20 protein-coding genes are annotated in these 20,203 nt (G+C 73.8%); 14 read left to right on the plus strand and 6 right to left on the minus strand.

The genetic code is table 11. From position 1 onward, the window contains the following. Positions 1–7: 7 nt before the first annotated feature. The gene (locus ACJ5H2_RS02910) at positions 8–1,444 is read left to right on the plus strand and encodes a pyruvate, phosphate dikinase (RefSeq protein ID WP_408898060.1); all 1,437 of its coding nucleotides are present in this window, start codon (positions 8–10) and stop codon (positions 1,442–1,444) included. Beyond that, positions 1,441–2,265 carry an SDR family NAD(P)-dependent oxidoreductase gene (locus ACJ5H2_RS02915; RefSeq protein WP_408898061.1) on the plus strand — a complete coding sequence of 275 codons (825 nt, stop codon included), beginning with the start codon at positions 1,441–1,443 and terminating at the stop codon, positions 2,263–2,265. Before ACJ5H2_RS02910 ends, ACJ5H2_RS02915 begins: the two co-directional genes overlap by 4 nt. Here ACJ5H2_RS02915 and ACJ5H2_RS02920 read toward each other — a convergent pair. Further along, positions 2,243–3,724, minus strand: coding sequence for an FAD-dependent oxidoreductase (locus tag ACJ5H2_RS02920; protein ID WP_408898062.1), 1,482 nt, complete (start codon positions 3,722–3,724; stop codon positions 2,243–2,245). The two genes, ACJ5H2_RS02915 and ACJ5H2_RS02920, sit on opposite strands and share 23 nt — an antisense overlap. Next, positions 3,724–4,335, minus strand: a complete 612-nt coding sequence (locus ACJ5H2_RS02925) for a hypothetical protein (RefSeq protein ID WP_408898063.1) — start codon at positions 4,333–4,335, stop codon at positions 3,724–3,726. The genes ACJ5H2_RS02920 and ACJ5H2_RS02925 overlap by 1 nt, the downstream gene beginning before the upstream one ends. A 166-nt stretch (positions 4,336–4,501) precedes the next feature. Between ACJ5H2_RS02925 and ACJ5H2_RS02930 the strand changes: the two genes are divergently transcribed. The 3 genes from ACJ5H2_RS02930 (at position 4,502) to ACJ5H2_RS02940 (ending at position 7,020) form a co-directional block, all read left to right on the plus strand. Beyond that, positions 4,502–5,251, plus strand: coding sequence for a tyrosine-protein phosphatase (locus ACJ5H2_RS02930; protein WP_408898064.1), 750 nt, complete (start codon positions 4,502–4,504; stop codon positions 5,249–5,251). 108 nt (positions 5,252–5,359) lie between these two features. Next, positions 5,360–6,169, plus strand: a complete 810-nt coding sequence (locus tag ACJ5H2_RS02935; RefSeq protein WP_408898065.1) for an SDR family oxidoreductase — start codon at positions 5,360–5,362, stop codon at positions 6,167–6,169. An 11-nt stretch (positions 6,170–6,180) separates the two neighbouring features. Further along, positions 6,181–7,020, plus strand: coding sequence for an SDR family NAD(P)-dependent oxidoreductase (locus ACJ5H2_RS02940; protein ID WP_408898066.1), 840 nt, complete (start codon positions 6,181–6,183; stop codon positions 7,018–7,020). Here the strand turns inward: ACJ5H2_RS02940 and ACJ5H2_RS02945 are convergent. Beyond that, complete coding sequence (locus tag ACJ5H2_RS02945; protein ID WP_408898067.1) at positions 6,995–8,038, minus strand: hypothetical protein; 1,044 nt, start codon at positions 8,036–8,038, stop codon at positions 6,995–6,997. The two genes, ACJ5H2_RS02940 and ACJ5H2_RS02945, sit on opposite strands and share 26 nt — an antisense overlap. 52 nt (positions 8,039–8,090) lie before the next feature. On the opposite strand from ACJ5H2_RS02945, the gene ACJ5H2_RS02950 reads away from it, so the two are divergent. Then, entirely contained in the window at positions 8,091–9,224 is a 1,134-nt protein-coding gene (locus ACJ5H2_RS02950) for an acyl-CoA dehydrogenase family protein (protein ID WP_408898068.1), read from the plus strand. 245 nt (positions 9,225–9,469) lie between these two features. Here ACJ5H2_RS02950 and ACJ5H2_RS02955 read toward each other — a convergent pair whose 3' ends face one another. After that, the gene (locus tag ACJ5H2_RS02955) at positions 9,470–10,339 is read right to left on the minus strand and encodes an IclR family transcriptional regulator (protein ID WP_408898069.1); all 870 of its coding nucleotides are present in this window, start codon (positions 10,337–10,339) and stop codon (positions 9,470–9,472) included. Between the two features lie 44 nt (positions 10,340–10,383). Next, positions 10,384–10,944: a flavin reductase family protein gene (locus ACJ5H2_RS02960; protein ID WP_408898070.1), complete on the minus strand. Its 561-nt coding sequence runs from the start codon at positions 10,942–10,944 to the stop codon at positions 10,384–10,386. 98 nt (positions 10,945–11,042) lie between these two features. Here ACJ5H2_RS02960 and ACJ5H2_RS02965 point away from each other — a divergent pair, with 98 nt between their 5' ends. The 8 genes from ACJ5H2_RS02965 to ACJ5H2_RS03000 all read left to right on the plus strand — a co-directional run bounded on the left by ACJ5H2_RS02965 (position 11,043) and on the right by ACJ5H2_RS03000 (position 19,011). Further along, on the plus strand, positions 11,043–11,984 hold the full coding sequence (locus tag ACJ5H2_RS02965) for an alpha/beta hydrolase (RefSeq protein ID WP_408898071.1): 942 nt from the start codon (positions 11,043–11,045) through the stop codon (positions 11,982–11,984). Positions 11,985–12,007: 23 nt separating this feature from the next. Further along, positions 12,008–13,642 (plus strand): flavin-containing monooxygenase, encoded by a 1,635-nt coding sequence (locus ACJ5H2_RS02970; RefSeq protein ID WP_408898072.1) that lies wholly within the window; start codon positions 12,008–12,010, stop codon positions 13,640–13,642. Beyond that, complete coding sequence (locus tag ACJ5H2_RS02975) at positions 13,639–14,496, plus strand: alpha/beta fold hydrolase (RefSeq protein ID WP_408898073.1); 858 nt, start codon at positions 13,639–13,641, stop codon at positions 14,494–14,496. Before ACJ5H2_RS02970 ends, ACJ5H2_RS02975 begins: the two co-directional genes overlap by 4 nt. Positions 14,497–14,607: 111 nt before the next feature. Then, a complete protein-coding gene (locus ACJ5H2_RS02980; protein ID WP_408898074.1) occupies positions 14,608–15,804 on the plus strand; it encodes a hydroxylase in 1,197 nt (398 codons plus the stop codon). A 10-nt stretch (positions 15,805–15,814) separates the two neighbouring features. Beyond that, a complete protein-coding gene (locus ACJ5H2_RS02985; RefSeq protein WP_408898075.1) occupies positions 15,815–16,714 on the plus strand; it encodes a VOC family protein in 900 nt (299 codons plus the stop codon). Beyond that, complete coding sequence (locus ACJ5H2_RS02990; protein WP_408898076.1) at positions 16,711–18,189, plus strand: FAD-dependent oxidoreductase; 1,479 nt, start codon at positions 16,711–16,713, stop codon at positions 18,187–18,189. Before ACJ5H2_RS02985 ends, ACJ5H2_RS02990 begins: the two co-directional genes overlap by 4 nt. A 292-nt stretch (positions 18,190–18,481) precedes the next feature. Continuing rightward, entirely contained in the window at positions 18,482–18,685 is a 204-nt protein-coding gene (locus tag ACJ5H2_RS02995; RefSeq protein WP_036550836.1) for a cold-shock protein, read from the plus strand. Between the two features lie 179 nt (positions 18,686–18,864). Then, the gene (locus tag ACJ5H2_RS03000; RefSeq protein ID WP_408898077.1) at positions 18,865–19,011 is read left to right on the plus strand and encodes a hypothetical protein; all 147 of its coding nucleotides are present in this window, start codon (positions 18,865–18,867) and stop codon (positions 19,009–19,011) included. 112 nt (positions 19,012–19,123) lie between these two features. On the opposite strand, the gene ACJ5H2_RS03005 is transcribed toward ACJ5H2_RS03000, so the two are convergent. Further along, the gene (locus ACJ5H2_RS03005) at positions 19,124–20,179 is read right to left on the minus strand and encodes a hypothetical protein (protein ID WP_408898078.1); all 1,056 of its coding nucleotides are present in this window, start codon (positions 20,177–20,179) and stop codon (positions 19,124–19,126) included. Between the last annotated feature and the right edge of the window lie 24 nt (positions 20,180–20,203).

The raw sequence follows: 20,203 nt of genomic DNA on the forward strand, positions 1-20,203 counted from the left end.
GGCGACCATGAATCCCGCCGCCATCGCCGACGGCGTGGGCGCCGACGTCGTCCGGCTCGACGGCAGCTGCACCCTCGACCGCGCCGCCATCGGGGGGAAGGCCTGGAGCGTCAACGCGATGCGCGCGCTCGACCTGCCCGTGCCGCCTGCGGTGGCCTTGACGACCGGCTGCTGCGCGGCCTTCTACGCCGCCGACGGAGCTCTCCCGGACGACGTCTGGGAGCAGGTACGACGCGGCGTGGCCTTCCTCGAGGAGGAGACCGGGCGCACCTTCGGCGGCGGCGAGCGACCGCTGCTCGTCTCGGTCCGCAGCGGCGCTCCGGTGAGCATGCCGGGGATGATGGACACGGTCTTGAACCTCGGCCTGACCGACGCCACCGCGGCGGCCCTCGTCGCGGAGAGCGGCGACCCCGCCCACGTCGCCGACACCCGCGAGCGCTTCGAGCGCCAGTACCAGGAGACCGTCGCGCCCGGGCCGGTGCCCGACGACGCCTGGGCGCAGCTGCACGCCGCGGTCGCCGCCGTGTTCGGCTCGTGGCAGTCCGCGCGCGCTCGGACCTACCGCGCCAGCCGCGGGATCGCGGACGACCTCGGCACCGCGGTCACCGTGCAGGCGATGGTCTTCGGCAACCTCGACGACGAGTCGGGGACCGGCGTCCTCTTCTCCCGCGACCCGAGCACCGGCGCTCCCGTCCCCTTCGGCGAGTGGCTCGCCCGCGGCCAGGGCGAGGACGTCGTCTCCGGGCGGGTCACCCCGCAGCCGCTGGCGGTGCTCGCCGAGCGGCTGCCCGCGGTCCACGCCGAGCTGATGCGGGCGACCGCGACCCTGGAGGCCTCCGGGCGCGACGTCCAGGACATCGAGTTCACCGTCGAGGGCGGTCGGCTCTGGCTGCTGCAGACCCGCGCGGCCAAGCGGACCGCCGCGGCCGCCGTACGGATCGCCGTGGATCTCGTCGACGAGGGCGTGATCTCGAAGGCCGAGGCCGTCGCCCGGGTCAGTGCCGAGCAGCTCCAGGCGGTCGCCGAGGGCGCGGCCGGCGTCGGCGTGGGCACCCCGGTCGCCACGGGTGAGTCCGCCTGCCCGGGCCTCGCGTACGGCGTCGCGGTCGCCGACCCCGACGAGGCGGAGGAGCGCGCCGAGGCCGGTGAGGACGTCGTCCTGGTCCGGTCCGCGACCTCGCCCGACGACCTCCACGGCATGCTCGCGGCCCGCGGCATCGTCACCGAGTACGGCGGAGCCACCTCGCACGCCGCCGTCGTCAGCCGGGAGATCGCCCGGCCCTGCGTGGTCGGCTGCGGACCCGGCACGGTGGACGCCCTCGTCGGCCGTGAGATCACCGTCGACGGCGCCACCGGCCAGGTCTGGGAGGGCCGGATCGACACGGTCGCGGCCGAGGAGAACCCCTACCTCGCACGGCTGCTGGCCTGGGCCGAGGAGCAGTGACGGCGCCCGTCGCCGTCGTGACCGGCGCGTCGCGGGGCGCCGGGCGGGGCATCGCCCTGGCGCTCGGCGAGCTCGGCGCGACGGTCTACCTCACCGGCCGCTCCCCGTCGGTCGCCGTGGCGGCCGACGAGGTGTCCGCGCGCGGCGGGCGTGGCATCGGCGTCGTCTGCGACCACGGCGACGACGCCGCCGTCGCGGCCCTGTTCGCCCGCGTGGCGGACGAGCAGGGACGTCTCGACATCCTGGTCAACAACGCGATCGCGCTGCCCTCCCACCTCGGCGAGGACCTGCCCTTCTGGGAGCGGCCCCTGGACCACCAGCGGATGTACGACGTGGGCCTGCGCTCGACCTACGCCGCCAGCTGGCACGGCGCACCCCTGCTGGTGGAGGCGCGCGGGCTGCTGGTCAACACCTCGTCGTTCGGCGGCGGCTGCTACATGCACGGGCCGGCCTACGGCTCGGTCAAGGCCGGGGTGGACCGGCTCGCCCACGACTTCGGGGTCGACCTGGGTCCGCACGGCGTGACCGCGGTGTCGCTGTGGATGGGGATCCTGCGCACCGAGCGCACTGTCGCGGCCCTGGCGGCCGACCCGGGCCGGTACGGCGACCTGGCGGCCCGCACCGAGTCCGTCGAGCTCCCCGGCCGGGTGGTCGCAGCGCTCTGGCAGCACCCCGACCGGGGCCGGTGGAACGGGCAGGTCGTCGTGGGTGCGGAGCTCGCCGCCGAGCTCGGCGTCGTGGACGTCGACGGCGCTCAGCCGCCCTCGCACCGCGCGATGCTGGGTGGCCCGCCGCCGGTCAACCCCGCGATCGTGCGCTGACCGCCCGCGCCGCGGCGCGACGGCCGGAGATCCGGCCGAACGCGAGGGCGTCGGCGATGTGCATGCCGCCGTCCTTGCACCAGCTGTAGGTCGTGCTGACCCCGCCCGCGGCGTACAGGCCGGGGATGGTCGCGCCGAACGGGTCGAGCACCTCCGCATGCTGGTTGCGGCGCGGTCCGCCATTGCTCCAGGCGAGCATCGGGGCCGACGTGAACGCGTAGTAGGGACCGTCGCCGAGCGGCACGAGGGTCGCGGGATCGCGGTGGAACTGCTCGTCGACCCCGGAGGCGCAGGCCGCGTTGTAGCGGGCGACGGACGCCACCAGGAGCGCCGGGTCGACACCGATCAGCGGGGCGAGCTCCTCGAGCGTGTCCGCCCGGTGCAGCCAGCCCTTCTCGACCTCGACGCTGTTGTCCCAGCTCCACTCGTAGCCCTCGACCAGCACGTTCCAGCCGACCGGGAGCATCGCCGCGTTCGGCGAGATCGGGCCCGACAGACGGGTCGCCTCGTCGAAGACGGCGTGCAGCCTGCGCGCGGGGACGTGCTCGTAGGCGCCGTGGACCCGGGCGTGGCCGTGCCCGGTCCGTGGCAGCTCGTCGACGCAGCGGCGGCCGTCGCCGTCGACGTAGACGAAGCCCTTGCGGAACGAGAAGCGCGCGTAGAAGCCGCTGGGGAACCCGGGGACACCGAAGCCCTCGATGCTCGTCATGTTGTCCATGTGCCAGAGGTCGGCGCCGGCCTTCTGGGCCATCCGGTGGCCGTCCCCGGTGTTGTGCGGCGAGCCCCAGGTCACCGAGTGCGGGAGCCGCAGGTAGTCGCGGACCATGCCCGCGTCCCCTTCGAACCCCCCGGTCGCCAGCACCACGCCACCACGGGCGTGGATCGTGGACGCTCCGCCGTCGTCGCGCACGTGGACGCCGACGACGGATCCGTCGGCGTCCTGGGTCAGGCGCTCCGCGCGGGTGGCGAGCAGGACAGTGATGTCGCGGGCGGCCACGGCGGCCGTGAGTGCGGTCAGCAGGCGGGACCTGCCCAGGGCTCCGCCGACGGCACGCCAGCCGGTGACCGCGTCGCTTCCCTCGAGCTCCGGGAACTCGGGCGGGACCTCGACGACGGTCCCGGCGATCCCGCGGTCCAGGGTGCCGGGCACGGTCCCGACCTCGGCACCCACCGCGTCGCGCATCCATGCGGTGTTGCGGGCGCACTCCTCGGCCCACGCGCGGACCACCGGCTCGGGTAGGGGACGGTCGCCGCACAGGCTGCGCAGGTAGACCGCGGCCCGCTCGGGACCCGACGGCTCCCACCAGGCGCCCCCGGACACCCGGGTGCTCCCGCCCTCGAGCCCGGCGGGCATCTTGTCCACGAGCACGACCCGAGCACCCGCGTCGTGCGCCGCGATCGCCGCGGCACACCCGGCGGCGCCGTGGCCGAGGACGACGACGTCGGCGGTGCGGTCCATCAGTGCGCGCGTCCCGCGACCGCTTCCTCGAGCCGGGTCCTGCCGCTGAGCTGGATCAGGTCCTCGTGCAGCTCGAACCACACGGTGTGGTAGCTGTCGAGGATCGGGCGGGCCACCCACATGGTGTCGCCCTCGGCGAGGCGGTCCTGCGCGTGCTGGAGGCGGGCGGGATAGCGCGCCAGGCGCGGAGCGATCTCCGCGAGCCGGTGCACGAGCGGCAGCACGCGGGCGTGCAGCTCGCCCAGGCGCGCCAGCACACCGGCGTCGTACGCCGCGTCGGAGTGGTCGTTGGGCGTGCCGTCGGCGCGCAGCTGCCAGGCGGTGACGATCGTCTTGAGGTCCGCGTTGACCACGCAGAACTCGTCGTACGCCGCGGCGAGCGTGGGCTGGTCGACGGTGGCGGCGTCGGCGGCGAGCAGCTCCGCGAGACGGGCGCGCCCGGCATCGGCGAGCCGGTAGCCGGCGCCGGCCCGGACGACCAGGCCGGCGGTCGCGAGGTCCGACAGGAGTGCCCCGGCCGCCTCGGGGGCGATCCCCAGCGGGGTGGCGACATCCGTCTCACGCACCCGGCCCTTCAGCTCGACGACCCGCAGCACGGTGAGCTCGGACATGTCGGACTCCTCTCGTTCGGTGGCGCAGAGCGTCGCCCGGACAGCCGGTGTGAGGGGCGTCGCTCCCGATCAGCGGGACGAACGCGCGGCAGGAGAGGTCGCGCCGGGATCGTGAGCGCATCAGCCCACGCACGAGCGCATTGGCGACGGAGGAACAGTGGACACGGTGAGCGAGGCCACCCGGTGGCTCGACCTGGCGGAGGTCGACAACGTCCGCGACCTCGGCGGCCTGCCGGTCGCGGGGGGCGGCACGACGCGCGCGGGGGTCGCCTACCGCGCGAGCACGCTGCAGGAGGCGAGCGCGGAGGACGTGGCCGAACTGGTCGACGTACGACGCCTGCGGACGGTGATCGACCTCCGGCTGCCCGACGAGGCGGCCCGGGAGGGGCACGGCCTGCTCGGCGAGGCGGGGCTGCGGGTCGTGAACCTGCCGGTGCGCAAGGCCGACGCGACCCTGCTCGACGTGGTCGTGCCGTCGGGCACGAGCGCCGACCTCGGGGCGCTGTACTGGCAGCTGCTCGCCGGCAGCACCGAGTCGTTCGTCGAGGCGGCGCGGATCATCGCCGACCCCGACCAGCACGCGGTCGTCTTCCACTGCGCCGCCGGCAAGGACCGCACCGGCGTCATCGCCGCCGTGCTGCTGGACGCGGTCGGTGTCGCGCCCGAGGTGATTGCGGCGGACTACGCGCTGACCTCCGAGCGCGCGCACCAGGTGCGCGCGCGGCTGGTCCGGATCCCCGCCTACCGCAACCTCCCCACCGTGGGCCAGGGCGTGTTCGCCGTCGACGGCACCGCCATCGCCTCGTTCGTCGACGCGCTGCGGGCGACGTACGGCGGGGGAGCGGAGTTCCTGCTCCGCCACGGCCTCACGCCCGAGGAGCTCACCGCGCTGCGGTCCGCACTGGTCGCGGCCTGACCCCACGTCCCCTCTGTCCCGGGCATGTCCTGGCGAACGGGACAACCGGCGCGCGGATGTGTCCTGCGTCTCACGATGCCGACACACCGAACGACAAGGGGGAAGAGGATGGGCACGCTGGAGAACCGGCTGCAGGGCAAGGTCGTCGTCATCACCGGGGGCACCTCCGGCATCGGGCTGGCCGCGGCGGCGCGGGTGCTCGAGGAGGGCGGCACCGTCGTGGTCACCGGCCGCGACAGCGGGCGCGGCGCCGACGCACTCGCCGAGCTGGACAGCGGTCGTGCGCACTTCGCGCAGCACGACGTCACCTCGCGGGAGAGCTGGCGCGTGCTGCTCGACCAGGTCGCGGAACGCCACGGCAGGGTCGACGGCCTCGTCAACAACGCCGGCCGCAGTGCCACCGCCGCACCCTTCGAGCAGGAGTCCCAGGAGGCGTGGGAGGGGATCCTGGCCACCAACCTCAGCGGCGTCTTCCACGGGATGCAGGCGGTGATCCCCGTGATGCGGGAGGCGGGCGGCGGCTCGATCGTGAACGTCTCCTCCGCCGGAGGCCTCGTCGGCCTGCCGCTGACCGCGACCTACGCAGCGACGAAGTGGGGACTGCGCGGGCTCACCCGGGTCGCCGCGCTCGAGCTCGCGCATCGCGGCATCCGGGTCAACTCGGTGCACCCGGGGATGGTCTACACGCCGATGACCGTCGAGAGCGCCGGTGTCGTCGAGGGCGAGGGCAACTACCCTCCCGCTCCGGTGGGCCGCGTGGCGGGCGCCGGGGAGATCGCCGGCGCGATCACGTACCTGCTCTCCGACGACGCGTCGTACACCACCGGCGCCGAGATCGCGGTCGATGGCGGCTGGACGGCGGGCATCTCGCCGCGAGCCCTGCTCGGCGACGAGCTCGCGGCCGCGCTCCTCGGCTGAGGGGAGCAGCGATGTCGACGGTCGTCGTGACCGGCGCCGGCCGGGGGATCGGCCGAGAGGTCGCCCGTGCCCTGGCCGCCGAGGGCCATCGCCTCGGCCTGATGGCGCGCACCCGGGCCGAGCTCGAGGAGACGCAGCGGCTGACCGGCGAGGCGGGGGCCGACGCGATCGCCGTCGCCGGCTCGGTCACGGAGCCGGACGACGTCGAACGCGTGTGCGCGCAGGTCGAGGACCGCTTCGGTGCGGTGGAGGCGCTGGTCAGCTGTGCTGCCGTGTACGGGCCGTGCGTGCCCTTCCTCGAGCAGGACGTCGACGCGTGGTGGCAGGTGCTCGAGACCAACCTGCGCGGACCCGCTCTGCTCCTGCGCCGGTTGCTCCCGGCGATGGTGGAGGCGGGCGGCGGCCGCGTCGTCAACCTCAGCACCCGGATGGCCTTCGACACCACCGCCTCGGTGCCCTTCTCGGCGTACGGGGTCTCGAAGGGCGCCCTGCTGCGGCTCAGCGCGCTGCTCGCCGAGGAGCTGGACGGGACCGGGGTCGCGCTCTTCGACATCAGTCCCGGCCTGGTGCGCACCGACATGAGCGCGCAGATGACCGGCTCCGAGGCGTGGCCCGAGGAGGCCTGGCTCCCGGCCAGCCTGGTCGCCGGAAAGGTCGCCGCCCTGCTGTCCGGTGCGTACGACGGCCTGAGCGGCCACTTCCTGCATGCCCGCGACGATCTGGACGCCGTCCTCGCCGCGGTCGCCGAGGATCCCCTCCGGCGTACGACGCAGCTGACTCGCACCGGCCCGGGCGACCCTCTGGGCACCGGGACCGGGATCGCGCTCAGCCCAGCGCGCGCAGCCGGCTGATCAGAGCCCGCGCGTGATAGCCCCCCACCCGCACGTCGCGCCACAGCCGCGCCACCGGGTCGTCGTTGTCGAGGGCATGGGCCCGGAGGCTGGCGAACACCAGGGCCGTCGTCTCGACGGCGCGGTCCACGGCGTAGAGCTGGTCCTCGAAGGGGTCGCGCGGCTGGTCGTCGGGGTCGTGATGCCCGGCAGCCTGCTCGCGCAGGACGAGCGCCGCCCCGTCGAGCAGCGACGCCGCGCGGGCGATGCGGGCCGGGGAGAGGTCGAGAGCGGTGACGTCCTCCCCGCCGTGCGAGAGGGCGAGGCGCTGCCGCGACTGCTCGAGATGGGTGACGAGCGCACCCGCGGCGGCACCGACCAGGGCCATCGCGGCGATCGTGCCGACCGGCCGGAGCTGCGCGGCACGGTGCTCGGCGTCGGCCCACGAGCCCACCCGGATCGCGGCCCCGCGGGCCCGGACGTCCTGGGCGCCCGACGCGGTGAGGCCCACGGTGTCCACCGGCTCGGACAGCTCGCAGTCCTCGACGGGGACCAGCACCAGACCCGCGCGCCCGGGCTCGCCCGGCACCTCGTGGCGGCGTACGCCGAGCAGCAGCCACGAGGCCTGGGCCGCGCCGGTCACCGTCGTCCACGAGCCGTTCAGCACGAGCGCGTCGTCGGGTCCGGTCAGCCGGCCGGACAGCTCGGGGCTGAAGGCAACCAGCGGGTCCACGACGTCGTCGAGCCGCTCCCACGCGGCCGGCGGGAAGAGGTCGAGGAGCCACGAGACGGCGCCCCCCGCGGCGGTCACCCAGCCGGTGGAGCCGCAGGCGCCCGCGACCGCGCGGACCAGCTCGAGCACCTCGGCCTCCCGCGCGCCGCGCTCGGCGGCGGGGACCAGGGCGAAGGCGCCGGCGTCGAGCAGGGCGGCCAGCACCTCGGTCGGGATCCGGCGCTCGGCCTCGGTGCGCGCTGCCTCCTCGCGGATGCGGGGGATCAGGTCCTCGACGCGGTCGCGCAGCGCAGTGTGGGTATGCAAGGGTGCTGATCTCCTTAGTGCAGTCAGCCCGACCCTAGACGAGGAGGAACGGGTGAGCGAGGCGACCGACGCGATCATCGCGGAGGTCCGGGCGATGCTGCCCGACCTGGCCCGCGACGCCGCGGCCGTGGAGATCAACGGCGCCGTGGACGCGGAGGTCGTCGACCGGCTCGGCCGGATCGGGCTGTTCCGGATGCTGCGCCCCGAGCGGTACGGCGGCTTCGAGGCCGACCCGGTGACTTTCTTCCGCGCCGTGCGGCTGCTGTCGCGCTCGTGCCCGGCCACCGGCTGGGTGGCCTCGGTCCTGGGTGGGCACGAGTGGCACCTGGCGCTCTTCGACGACCGGGCCGTGGCCGAGGTGTGGGGAGCAGACCCGCGGGCGCTGCTCGCGTCGTCGTACACGCCGGACGGGCAGCTGACCCCCACCGAGGGCGGCTACCGGCTGTCCGGGCGCTGGCGGACCGCGACCGGGATCCACCATGCGTCGTGGGCGGTGCTGGGGGCTCTCCTCCTCGACGACCAGGGCGAGCCCGTCGACTTCGTCAACACCCTGGTGCCGGCGAGCGACTACCGGATCGAGGAGCGGTGGGACCCGACCGGCCTGCGGGGGGTCGGCGCGGACGGAGTCGTGGTCGAGGGTGCCTTCGTGCCGTCGTACCGGACCTTCGGGGCGCGGGAGCGCTTGCTCCAGGAGGACCCCGCCTGGGCCGCCGGGGTGGCACCGCTCTACCGGATGCCCTACAGCGTCATCCACACGCACGCCGTCGCCGTGCCGGTGATCGGCGCGGCCGAGGGCGCGTACGCCGCGCTCCTGGCGGACCGGCCCGAGGCCGCCGCCGCTCCCGCCGTGGCCCGAGCGGCCACCGACCTGCACGTCGCCTGGCGCCAGCTCACCGGCCACCTCGAGCGTCTGCTCGAGCGCGCGCAGCGCAACGAGCCGCCCGACACCGAGAGCGCCGTCCGCGCCCGCCGCGACCAGTCCCTCGCCGCGGAGCGCGCGCTGCGCGCCATCGGCGCCTTCCTCGACGCGGCGGGCCCCGAGGCCTGGGAGCGACGCCACCCGCTCCAGCGAGCGTGGCGCGATGCCCAGGTGGCCGCGACCAATGCCGCCAACTCCGTCGACCAGACGCTGTCGATCTTCGGCCGTTGGGCGTACGGGCTCGACGTGGGGGACCGGTGGTGGTGATCGCGGCCCCTTCCTCGCTGAGGGGGCCGCGGCCATCCCGGTGGCCGATTCACCACGGGATGTAGGCGTACCCGCACTTCCCCGGCGGAGTTCCGCACGGGAACCTCCGGTTCGCCTACATCCCGTGGTGAATCCGCCCCAGGCGCCGCGAGCAAACACCGACAACTCAACGGGTCGCACGTGACGACTCGGGCGGTCGGAAGTGACGACTCAACCCCTCCTGGGCCGAGGCCAGCCCAAAGAGGTCAGACCCAGCCGTCGGCGGGCAGCGTCCGCAGCAGCCGGCCGAGGACGCCGTCGGTCTGCGGCCGGACCGGGTCGGCGATCTCGTCCCGGCCGGAGAGCCGCTGCGTGATGTGGGCGGCGGCGCGGAGCATGAGCGGACCGAGGCGCTCGAGCTTCTCGAGGGCGACCGGGCCGCCGACGGAGATCGCGGCGAGCAGCCCCTCGGAGTCGCGTACGGCGGCGCCCAGGGCGGCCGTGCCGAGGACGAGCTCCTGGTTCTCGTAGGCCAGGCCGCGACGGGCCCGGATCCGTCCCAGCTCCTGGTGCAGCGTGGGGAGGTCGTCGATGGTCCGTGGGCTGCGCTTCGGCAGGCCGGGACGGAACAGCGTGTCGATCTCCTCGCCGGGCAGCAGGGCGACGATGGCCTTGCCCAGCGCGGTGGCGTGGGCGGGGACCCGGCCGCCCACGCGGGACGCGGCGCCGGCGGCGCCGCCCGCGGTGCGACCGGCGATCCGGTCGAGGATGAGGACGTCGGAGCCGAGCAGGACGCCGAGATGCACCACCAGGCCGGTGTCGAGATGCAGCCGGTTGAGCACGGGCGCGGCGACGGAGCGCAGCTCGGGGTGCTCCGCGGGGGAGTGGCGGGCGGTCGACGCGCCCGCCGACAGGGAGTAGCCGTCGGGACGACGCTGGATCCAGCCGGTGGCGAGGAGCTGGTCGAGGATCCGGTGCACCGTGGACCGGGGCAGGCCGGTGCGGGTCGCGATGTCGTCGAGCCGGAAGCGCGCACCGGGCTCGTCGAAGACGCGCATGATCAGCGCGATCCGGGCGACCATCGAGACGGGGGCGTCGGTGCCGTCCCGCTCGCCCTTCTTCGACGCGATCGCCATGACGCTCATCCTAGGCCCGTGCGACGCCGGTGGAGCGCCGGAAGTCAGCTCCAGAAGTCATGCTCACCCCAGTGGGCGAAGCCCGCCTTCGGTGCCTCCAGGCCGAACCGCCCGCGGTGGAACACGAGCGGAGGAGCGCTGCTCAGCTCCAGTCCCCGCACCCGCCCGATGGCGATGTCGTGGTCGCCGGCGACGTGCACGGTCTCGAGGCTCGCATGCACGCGCAGGACCGCACCCGGCAGCGACGGCCCGCCGTACGGCGACAGGGTCCACTCGAGGCCCTCGAAGCGCAGCCCGGTGCGCGAGCCGAAGCGCTGGCACATCTCGACCTGGTCCTCGCCGAGCACGTTCACGCAGAGCGAGCCGGCCTCACGGATCCGGGCCCACGCCCGACCCTCGCGGGTCGCGCAGAAGAGGACGAGCGGCGGCTCGAGCGAGAGCGAGGCGAAGGACTGGCAGGTGAAGCCCACGGGCTCGCCGTCGTGGACCGCGGTGACGACCGTGACGCCGCTCGGGAAGGCGCCCATCGCACGCCGCATGGTGTCCGGCGTCGGCTCCAGCACCTCGTGGGGGAGCGGGGACGGGGAGAAGGCGAGGGCGCTCATGACATCGGACGGTAAGGAATGTTCCGACCCGCATCGCCGCGGTCCCGGCCAACGGGACCGGCCCGGCGCCGGGCCGAGCCGCTGCCTACGTTCGCCGCATGCTCGACAAGGAGGTCGCCGGGTTCCTCGCGCTGCTCAACGAGGGCTTCCCGGCCGTGGAGACGATGACCGGCGCCGAGGCGCGCGCCGCGACGAAGGCGCGCCAGGTCGCGCCGACGAACCTCGACGACGTCCGCTCGACGCAGGACGTCACGATCCCCGTGGACGGCGGCACGATCGGCGCCCGGGTCTACCGGCCCCATGGCGACGCCGACGTACGCCGCCCCCTCGTGCTCTTCCTCCACGGTGGCGGCTTCGTGTTCTGCGATCTCGAAAGTCACGACGGCTTCTGCCGCCAGCTCGCCCAGTCGGTCGAGGCGGTGGTCGTGTCCGTCGACTACCGGCTGGCCCCGGAGCACCCGGCGCCGACCGCCGCGGAGGACGCCTACGCGGCGCTGCTGTGGGCGAGCGAGCGGCACGACGAGCTCGGCACCGACCCCGACGGCGTGGCCGTCGCGGGGGACAGCGCCGGCGGCAACCTCGCCGCCGTCGTCGCGCTCCTGGCCCGTGACCGCGGGGGCCCGGCACTGGCCGGGCAGGCGCTGCTGTACCCCGTCGTCGACCCGGCCTGCGACACCCCGAGCTACGACACCTACGCGGAGGGCCACTTCAACACCGCGGCGGCGATGCGCTGGTACTGGGACCAGTATCTCGGCCCCGAGCGCCGCCTGCCCGATCCCCCCGAGCTGGTCGCGCCGAGCCGGGCGGCGAGCCTGACGGGACTCCCGCCCGCCGTCGTCGTGGTCACCGGGGCGGACCCGCTGCGCACCGAGGTCGAGGCGTACGTCGAGCGCCTGGTCGCCGACGGCGTGCCGGTCGTAGCGCGCACCTATCCCCGGCTCTTCCACGGCTTCGCGACGATCCTCGCCCTCCGAGCCGGCGCGAGCGCGCGCGAGCTGCTCTACGCCGACCTCCGCCGCCTGCTGCGCGTCAGCGCCTGACCTCGACCACCAGGAGACATCCCATGAACACACCCACCGACCGCCCCCGCGACCTCGTCATCGTCGGCGCCGGCCTGGCCGGCATCTACGCGATGTACCGCGCCGTCGAGCGCGGCCTGGACGTCGTCGGCGTCGAGGCTGGTGAGAGCGTGGGCGGCACCTGGTACTGGAACCGCTACCCGGGCGCACGCTGCGACGTGGAGAGCGTCGACTACTCCTACTCCTTCGACCGTCAGCTCGAGCGGGAGTGGAAGTGGACCGAGCGGTTCGCGACCCAGCCGGAGATCCGCGCCTATCTCGACCACGTCGCCGACCGCTACGACCTGCGCCGCCACTTCACCTTCGGCCGGCGGGTCACCGCAGCCCACTTCGACGAGCTCGCCTCGCTGTGGACGGTCACCCTGGACGACGGCGCCCAGCACCGGGCGCGCTTCCTCATGATGGCGACCGGATGCCTGTCGGCGCCGATCCGCCCCGACCTGCCCGGCATCGACGACTTCGCCGGGACCCAGCTGTTCACGGCGCAGTGGCCCGAGGAGCCGGTCGACCTCACCGGCAAGCGGGTCGGCCTGATCGGCACGGGCTCCTCCGGCATCCAGGCCGCGCCGATCATCGCCGAGCAGGCCCAGTCGCTGACCGTCTTCCAGCGCACCGCCAACTACACGGTGCCCGCACGGAACCGCCCCCTCACCGAGGAGGAGTGGCAGCACGTCCAGGAGACCTACCCGCAGCGCCGGGAGGCCTCCCGCTACGCCCCCGCCGGCTCCCTGAGCACGACCCACCCGAAGAAGGCCACCGAGGTCAGCGAGGAGGAGCGCCGCGCGGCCTTCGAGGCGCGCTGGCAGGAGGGAGGGGTGCTCTTCGCCAAGACCTTCCCCGACCAGAGCACCGACATCGTGGCCAACGACTACGCCCGGGAGTTCGCCGAGGCCAAGATCCGCTCGATCGTGAAGGACCCGCAGGTCGCCGACGACCTGATCCCCAAGGACCACCCCATCGGCACCAAGCGGATCGTGACCGACACCGGCTACTACGAGATGTACAACCGGGACAACGTCGAGCTGGTCAACCTGCGGCGCACCCCCATCGAGCAGGTCACGTCCTGGGGCATCAAGACCGACGTGGCGTCGTACGAGCTCGACGTCATCGTCTTCGCGACGGGCTTCGACGCGCTCACCGGCGCCCTCACGGCCATCGACCTGCGCGGCGCCCGAGGTGCGGTGCTCGCCGAGGAGTGGGAGCACGGCCCGCAGACCTATCTCGGGCTCGGCATCCCCGGGTTCCCGAACCTGGTCACCCTCAACGGTCCCGGCAGCCCGTCGGTGCTCGCGAACATGTCGACGCACACCGAGCAGCAGGTCGACTGGGGCATGGCGCTCATCGACTTCTGCCGCGAGCACGGCATCGACCAGGCCGAGCCGCGCGAGGACGCCGCGGAGAAGTGGACCGCGCACCTCGGCGAGGTCGCCGAAGGCACCCTCTTCACCAAGGCCGCGTCCTGGTACATGGGCGCCAACATCGAGGGCAAGACCCGCACCTTCATGCCCTACATCGGCGGCTTCGGCACCTACCGCAGGGCCTGCGACGAGGCGCGCGACAACGGCTTCGAGGGCTACGTGCTCAGCCGCGTCGCGATTCCCGTCGAGGCGGACGCGTGAGCACGCCGTCGTACGACGCCACGCGGCGCGAGCTCGCGACCGACGCCGGCACCCTCGTCTACCACGAGTACGGCGACGGCCCGCCGCTGCTGCTGCTGCACGGCTCCGGGCCCGGCGTGACGGGCTGGCGCAACTTCCACCAGAACCTGCCCGCGCTCGGCGAGCACTTCCGCTGCCTGGTGCTCGAGCTGCCCGGCTTCGGCGTCAGCCACGACATCGAGGACTCGCCGCTCGCCGCGGCCGGGCCGGCGGTGGTCCGCTTCCTGGAGGGCCTCGGGCTCGGTGCGGTGCCGGTGATCGGCAACTCCATGGGCGGGGTGGTCGCGGCCCAGCTCGCGATCGCCCGCGACGACCTGTTCACCCGGATCGTCACCGTCGGCGGCATCGGCACGAACCTCCTCGGCTCCGGGCCGGGTGAGGGCATCGTGCGGCTCACCGACTTCGTCGAGAGCCCGACCCGCGAGGGCCTGGTCCAGTGGCTGCGGTCGATGGTGTTCGACCAGAAGATGGTCACCGACGAGCTGGTCCAGCAGCGCTGGGACCTGGCCACCGAGCCCGAGACGCTCGCGTCCGCGCGGCGGATGTACGGCCGCGAGGCGAACGCGGCTCGCGCGCGGATGGCCGCGGCGAGCGACCGGCCGCCGTACTGGGCCATGCTGCACAAGATCGCCGTGCCGGTCCTGCTGACCTGGGGCCGCGACGACCGGGTGAGCCCCGTGGACATGGCGCTGGTGCCGATGCGCACCATCCCGAACGCCGAGCTGCACGTCCTTCCGCGCTGCGGGCACTGGGCGATGATCGAGCAGCAGACGGCGTGGGAGGCGGCCGTGCTCGCGTTCCTCACCCGCCCCTGAAGCCCGGTCCCGGTCAGCGGGAGACGACCTCCACGCACCCCCGACCGCTGGGAGCGTGAGGTCGTCTCCGACACCCGTCTCCACCCCTTGCCCGCCTCGGAAGGAACTCGCATGACCGACCAGACCAGCGGCACCGTGCTCGCCGCGATCGAGGAGCACTCCGACGAGCTGGCGGCACTCGGTCCGGCCAACGAGCAGCTCGGCCAGCTCGACGACCAGGCGGCCAAGGTGCTGAAGGAGTCGGGCGTCGTCCGGCTGCTGCAGCCCAAGGCCTTCGGCGGCTACGAGGCCCACCCGGCCGAGTTCGCCGAGACGGTCATGCGGATCGCCCAGCTCGAAGGCGCGACCGGCTGGGTCGCCGGCATCGTCGGCGTCCACCCGTGGGAGATGGCCATGGCCGACCCGCGGGTCCAGGAGGAGGTCTGGGGCAGCGACCCCGACACCTGGATCGCCTCGCCTTACGCGCCGATGGGCGTGCTGACCCCCGTCGACGGCGGCTGGACGCTACGGGGGCGCTGGCAGTTCTCCTCCGGCACCGACCACTGCGACTGGATCTTCCTGGGCGCCATGATGGGCGACGCCCACGGTGCGCCGGTCATGCCGCCCACGATGATGCACGTGATCCTGCCGCGCGCGGACTACACGATCGTGCCCGACAGCTGGGACGTCGTCGGCCTGCGCGGCACCGGCTCCAAGGACATCGTCGTCGAGGACGCCTTCATCCCCTCCTACCGCGTGCTGGAGTACACGAAGGTCGCCGAGGGCATCGCGGCGAAGGAGGCGGGTCTCACCGACACCGGCTACCACGTCCCGTTCTCCTGCGTCTTCCCGCTCGGCATCACCTCGGCGGTCATCGGCATCTGCGAGGGCGCCCTCGCCCACCATGCGGCCTGGCAGGCCTCGCGTACGACGGTCTCCGGCGCGGCGAGCAAGGACGACCCCTACGCGCTCTACGCCCTGAGTGAGGCCGCTGCCGACATCGCCGCCTCGCGCGCCGCCCTGGTCGACAACGTCACCCGGATGTACGACGCGGTCGCCCGCGGCCACGCGCCGACCTTCGCGGAGCGCGCGGCCGGGCGTCGTACCCAGGTGCAGGCGGCCTGGCGCGCGGTCCGCGCTCTCGACGAGGTCGTCGCCCGCTCGGGCGGCAACGCGATGCGGATGGACAACCCGATCCAGCGCTTCTGGCGCGACGCGCACACCGGCCTCGCCCACGCGATCCACGTCCCCGGCCCGACCTTCCACGCGGCCGGTCTCGGCGACCTCGGTCTCGAGCCGCCGGCCGGTCCGCTCCGCTCGATGATCTGAGGAGACACCCATGACCCACCTGCGCGGACTCGGCTACCTGCGGGTCCAGGCCACGGACCTGGCTCGCTGGCGCGAGCTCACCATCGACGCCCTCGGCTTCGCCGAGGGCACCGGCCCCGACCCGGACGGGCTGTACCTGCGGATGGACGAGCGCCGAGCGCGGCTCCTCGTCCTGCCGGGGGAGACCGACCGGGTGCAGGCCGTCGGCTGGGAGGTGCGCGACAGCGCCGCCCTGGCGCGGGTCGCCGTCGACGTGGAGGCCTCCGGCCGCGGGGTCAAGACGCTGAGCGCCGAGGAGTGCGCGGAGCGCGGCGTCGAGCAGGCGATCGCGTTCGAGGACCCGGCGGGCACCGTGCTGGAGGTGTTCTGCGGGCCGGTCCTGGACCACAGCCCGGTCGTCACCAGGTGGGCGCAGCGGTTCCACACCGGTGCCGAGGGCATGGGCCACGTCGTCCTCCCGACGACGGCGCCCGAGGAGACCACCGCCTTCTACACCGAGGTGCTCGGCTTCCTGCCCCGCGGCTCGATGAAGGTCCCCGGCGACCGCCGGATCCAGTTCCTCGGCATCAACCGCCGCCACCACAGCCTGGCCATCTGCCCCGCGCCGCACGACGAGGCACCCGGGATGGTCCACCTGATGGTCGAGGTCGACGAGCTCGACGCCGTCGGCCGGGCGCTCGACGAGGTGAACAGGCGCGGGTTCTCGATCTCCTCGACGCTGGGCCGGCACACCAACGACAAGATGATCTCGTTCTACGTCCGGGCGCCCGGCGGCTGGGACATCGAGTACGGCTGGGACGGCATGCTCGTCGACGAGACGTCGTACACCGCCGAGGAGATCACGGCGGACAGCTACTGGGGCCACGACTGGTCCGGCTCCGAGCCCCTCGCCGCCTTCGTCCCCCGGTGAGCGACGTGGACGTCGAGACGGACGTCCTGGCCGATGTCGTGGCCGATGTCGTGGCCGATGTCGTGGCTGATGTCGTGGTCGTCGGCATGGGCTGTGCCGGCGCCTCCGCGGCGATCGAGGCGGCCCGCGCCGGCGCCTCCGTCGTCGCGCTCGACCGGGCCGCACCGGGCGGGTCGTCCGCGGTGTCCGGCGGCGAGCTCTACCTCGGCGGCGGTACGGCGCTGCAGCGGGCCTGCGGCGTCGACGACGACCCGGACCAGATGTACGCCTACCTCCGCGAGGCGCTCGGTCCGCACCCCGACGCGGACAAGCTGCGGCTCTACTGCGATGGCAGCGTCGAGCACTTCGACTGGCTCTGCTCCCTCGGGCTCGCCTTCAACCCGAGCCTCTTCGAGGGGGTGTCCTGGCTGCCCCCCACCGCCGACGGGCTGATGTGGCTCGGGGAGAACGCCTGGCCGTTCACCACCGTGGCCCGCCCCGTGCCGCGCGGCCACCGTCCCGCCACCGACGGCTACGGCGGCTGGCTGCTCATGGACCGGCTGACGACCGCGGCCCGCGACGCAGGCGTGGACATCCATCCCGACACCCGCGCCACCGGGCTCCTCCAGGACGGGACCGGCCGGGTGACCGGCGTCCGCGCCCGCCGGTTCGGCGAGGAGGTCACCTACCGGGCGCGGCGCGGGGTCGTCCTGGCGACCGGCGGCTTCGCCGACGACACCGCGATGGTCGCCGACCATGCGCCCGTGCTCGTCGGGCACGGGGTCGTCAGCGACGGTCTCGACGACGGCAGCGGCATCCGGCTCGGCATCGCCGCGGGCGGGTCCGTCCGCCGGATGGCGGCGACGCAGATCGCGCTGTCCGTGGTGCCCGCTCTCGCCGTACGCGGCCTGCTCGTGGACGGCCGCGGCCAGCGCTTCGTCAACGAGGACGTCTACCCGGGCCGCTTCAGCCAGGCGGCCGTCCTGCACCGGCCGGGCCCGTGGTTCACGCTCGTGGACGAGAAGGGATGGGAGGACGTCCCCGAGCGCGAGCGCTGGGGCGTCCGGCCGGCCGTCGTCGCCGAGACCCTCGCCGAGGTCGAGTCCGAGCTCGGCCTGCCGCCCGGCTCCCTCGAGGACACCGTCGCCCGCTACAACCACGACGCGGCCGCCGGTGAGGACAGCCTCTTCCACAAGGACCCGCGCTGGCTGCGCCCGCTCGAGCCGCCGTACGCCGCCGTCGACGCCCGGCGCGGATTCGACCCCGACGGCACCGGCCCCCGCGGCGGCACGGGCGTCTCCGGGTTCACCCTGGGCGGCCTGCGCACCTCCGTGGACGGCCACGTCCTCGACGTCGCGGGCGTGCCGGTGCCCGGTCTGTACGCCGCGGGACGGGCCACCTCCGGCATCCACGGCGAGGGCTACGTCAGCGGCACGTCGCTCGGAGACGGCACCTTCTTCGGCCGCCGTGCCGGCCGGGCGGCGGCGCACCCCTGAGCGGAGGATGACCAGTGCCGGCGCGGTTTTCCGGGCCGTCATCGGTGTGTTGCAGAACCTTCATGGGCGATCCGAAGTTCGTGCCCACAGGGAGGTTCCGCCCTCGTCCCCGGTTGGTAGGGTCGACATCGCAGCGGCTGCAGTTCTCGAAGGTGAACGCCTGCGGAGTCTGTGGCCGACGGCGTATCTGGTTTGTGGTGTTGGCATCACGCATCGGAGCGACGTGTCATCGCAGCCGCTGCGGGCCGTCGAGGTGGCGGCTCTCGCCCCGATACGAGGAGTGACGAGCAACATGGCTCAGGGCACCGTCAAGTGGTTCAGCGCCGAGAAGGGCTTCGGCTTCATCGAGCAGGAGGGTGGCGGCGACGACGTCTTCGTCCACTACTCGGCGATCCAGACCAACGGCTACAAGTCGCTGGAGGACAACCAGAAGGTCGAGTTCGACGTCACCCAGGGCCCCAAGGGCCCGCAGGCGGAGAACGTCCGTCCCCTCTGACCACTCGTCCGAGGAGACCTCGTCTTCCGTGAGGCCCCGCCGCCCGGCGGGGCCTCACGCCGTTTTCAGCGGCGCCGCGAGCGGTCAAACTTTTCCGGAACTTTTGGGTTTGGTCCGGGGCCCGCGGGGGATCATGGGATCGGAATACCGCGCTGGGTACGGCTCGAGGGAGGGGAAGGATGTCCGACCAGTTCGATGTCACCCTCGAGGACGGTGACCTGCTCAGCGAGGTCGAGCTGACGACGAACCTCATCATCGCTGCCAGCGCCTCCGACGACCGCCTCTCGCTGGAGGAGATCGACCGGATCCTCGGGGTCCTGCACTGAGCCGTCGGCGCGCGGTCGGGATCCAGCTGTAACTACCTGTTCGTGCTGCTACCGCACCAGTAGACGGGTCAGGTAGCAGCACGAACAGTTAGTTACAGCTGGCCTCGCCCCGTCAACAGGTCGCGAAGAGCACCGGCCCGTGACTGAGGTCCGAGACGACGAACGAGCCCTCGACGGGGGTCAGGTCCATCGTGAGCACCCGGCCCGAGGCGACCACGTCACCCTTGCCGAGGGTGAACCGCTCGGGGAAGCTGCCGCCCTGCCCGGGGGCGGGGCCGGCGGCCAGCCGGGACCGGCTGTCGGCGTCGGCCCGGGCCTGGTCCTCGGTCTCGAAGGCCATCGCCACGCGGACCTCGCCGCCGGCTCGTGCCGCGATGGCGAAGCCGGTCAGGGGGTGGACGCCGCCCGCCTGCTCGACCAGCTCGCTCGCGCGCGTCCGGTCGGCGGGGTCGGCGTCGGTCATCGCCAGCGACGAGCAGGCCTGGTCACCGGTCGCCACCGCGGCGCTCAGCGCCGAGCCGACCGCGTCGGCCACCTCGCTGACGCCGTCGTCGTCGTGGCCGCGGGCCAGGTCGGCGCGCTGCTCGAGGAAGGCCGGGTCGTCGCTGCCGACCAGGAGACCGGCCTCCTCGTCGACCTGCAGCGCGGCCAGCTCCGGGGTGACCGGCCCGCCCAGCCCCTCGAGGAGGTCGACCCCGCCCCGCCAGACGCCGGCGGCGTCGTCGGGCTCGGAGAAGCCGACCGCGCGCAGCCGCTCGCGCAGCCCCGCCAGGTCGAAGCCGTCCGGCAGGCCCATGATCACCATCGCTCCGTCCGGGCCCTGCGTGAACAGCTCCCAGTCGATCGTCGCGGGGGAGAAGCCCAGCTCCTCCTGCAGGGTCGCGGCCGACTCGTCGAGCGCGGTCGTCGACGACAGGTCCCGGTCGAACGCCTCCGCGAGGAGGTCGTCCACGTCGGTCCCGGACGAGGACGCCGACAGCTCGGCGCCGAGTTCCTCGCGCACCCCGGCCCAGTCGGTCCAGCTGAACCGGACGGCCGACGACGGTGCCAGCGCGAGGGCCTCCGCGAGCCGGGAGCGGTCCCCGCCGAGCAGCCGCCCGACCAGCACGACCGCCGCCGCGACGACGAGGGCCGCGACCACGGTGAGCACGATCCAGCGGCGGCGCATGCCCGTACCTTAGGTCCCCGGGCC

It is taken from the genome of Nocardioides pymetrozini, from assembly GCF_046058985.1.
Taxonomy (GTDB): Bacteria; Actinomycetota; Actinomycetes; order Propionibacteriales; family Nocardioidaceae; genus Nocardioides.

Coding starts and splice junctions, on each gene's coding strand:
- ACJ5H2_RS02940 (WP_408898066.1), top strand. CDS start 6,181: ATGTCGACGGTCGTCGTGACCGGCGCCGGCCGGGGGATCGGCCGAGAG.
- ACJ5H2_RS02965 (WP_408898071.1), top strand. CDS start 11,043: ATGCTCGACAAGGAGGTCGCCGGGTTCCTCGCGCTGCTCAACGAGGGC.
- ACJ5H2_RS02925 (WP_408898063.1), bottom strand. CDS start 4,335: ATGTCCGAGCTCACCGTGCTGCGGGTCGTCGAGCTGAAGGGCCGGGTG.
- ACJ5H2_RS03000 (WP_408898077.1), top strand. CDS start 18,865: ATGTCCGACCAGTTCGATGTCACCCTCGAGGACGGTGACCTGCTCAGC.
- ACJ5H2_RS02960 (WP_408898070.1), bottom strand. CDS start 10,944: ATGAGCGCCCTCGCCTTCTCCCCGTCCCCGCTCCCCCACGAGGTGCTG.
- ACJ5H2_RS02920 (WP_408898062.1), bottom strand. CDS start 3,724: ATGGACCGCACCGCCGACGTCGTCGTCCTCGGCCACGGCGCCGCCGGG.
- ACJ5H2_RS02995 (WP_036550836.1), top strand. CDS start 18,482: ATGGCTCAGGGCACCGTCAAGTGGTTCAGCGCCGAGAAGGGCTTCGGC.
- ACJ5H2_RS02935 (WP_408898065.1), top strand. CDS start 5,360: ATGGGCACGCTGGAGAACCGGCTGCAGGGCAAGGTCGTCGTCATCACC.
- ACJ5H2_RS02985 (WP_408898075.1), top strand. CDS start 15,815: ATGACCCACCTGCGCGGACTCGGCTACCTGCGGGTCCAGGCCACGGAC.
- ACJ5H2_RS03005 (WP_408898078.1), bottom strand. CDS start 20,179: ATGCGCCGCCGCTGGATCGTGCTCACCGTGGTCGCGGCCCTCGTCGTC.
- ACJ5H2_RS02980 (WP_408898074.1), top strand. CDS start 14,608: ATGACCGACCAGACCAGCGGCACCGTGCTCGCCGCGATCGAGGAGCAC.
- ACJ5H2_RS02910 (WP_408898060.1), top strand. CDS start 8: ATGAATCCCGCCGCCATCGCCGACGGCGTGGGCGCCGACGTCGTCCGG.
- ACJ5H2_RS02970 (WP_408898072.1), top strand. CDS start 12,008: ATGAACACACCCACCGACCGCCCCCGCGACCTCGTCATCGTCGGCGCC.
- ACJ5H2_RS02955 (WP_408898069.1), bottom strand. CDS start 10,339: ATGGCGATCGCGTCGAAGAAGGGCGAGCGGGACGGCACCGACGCCCCC.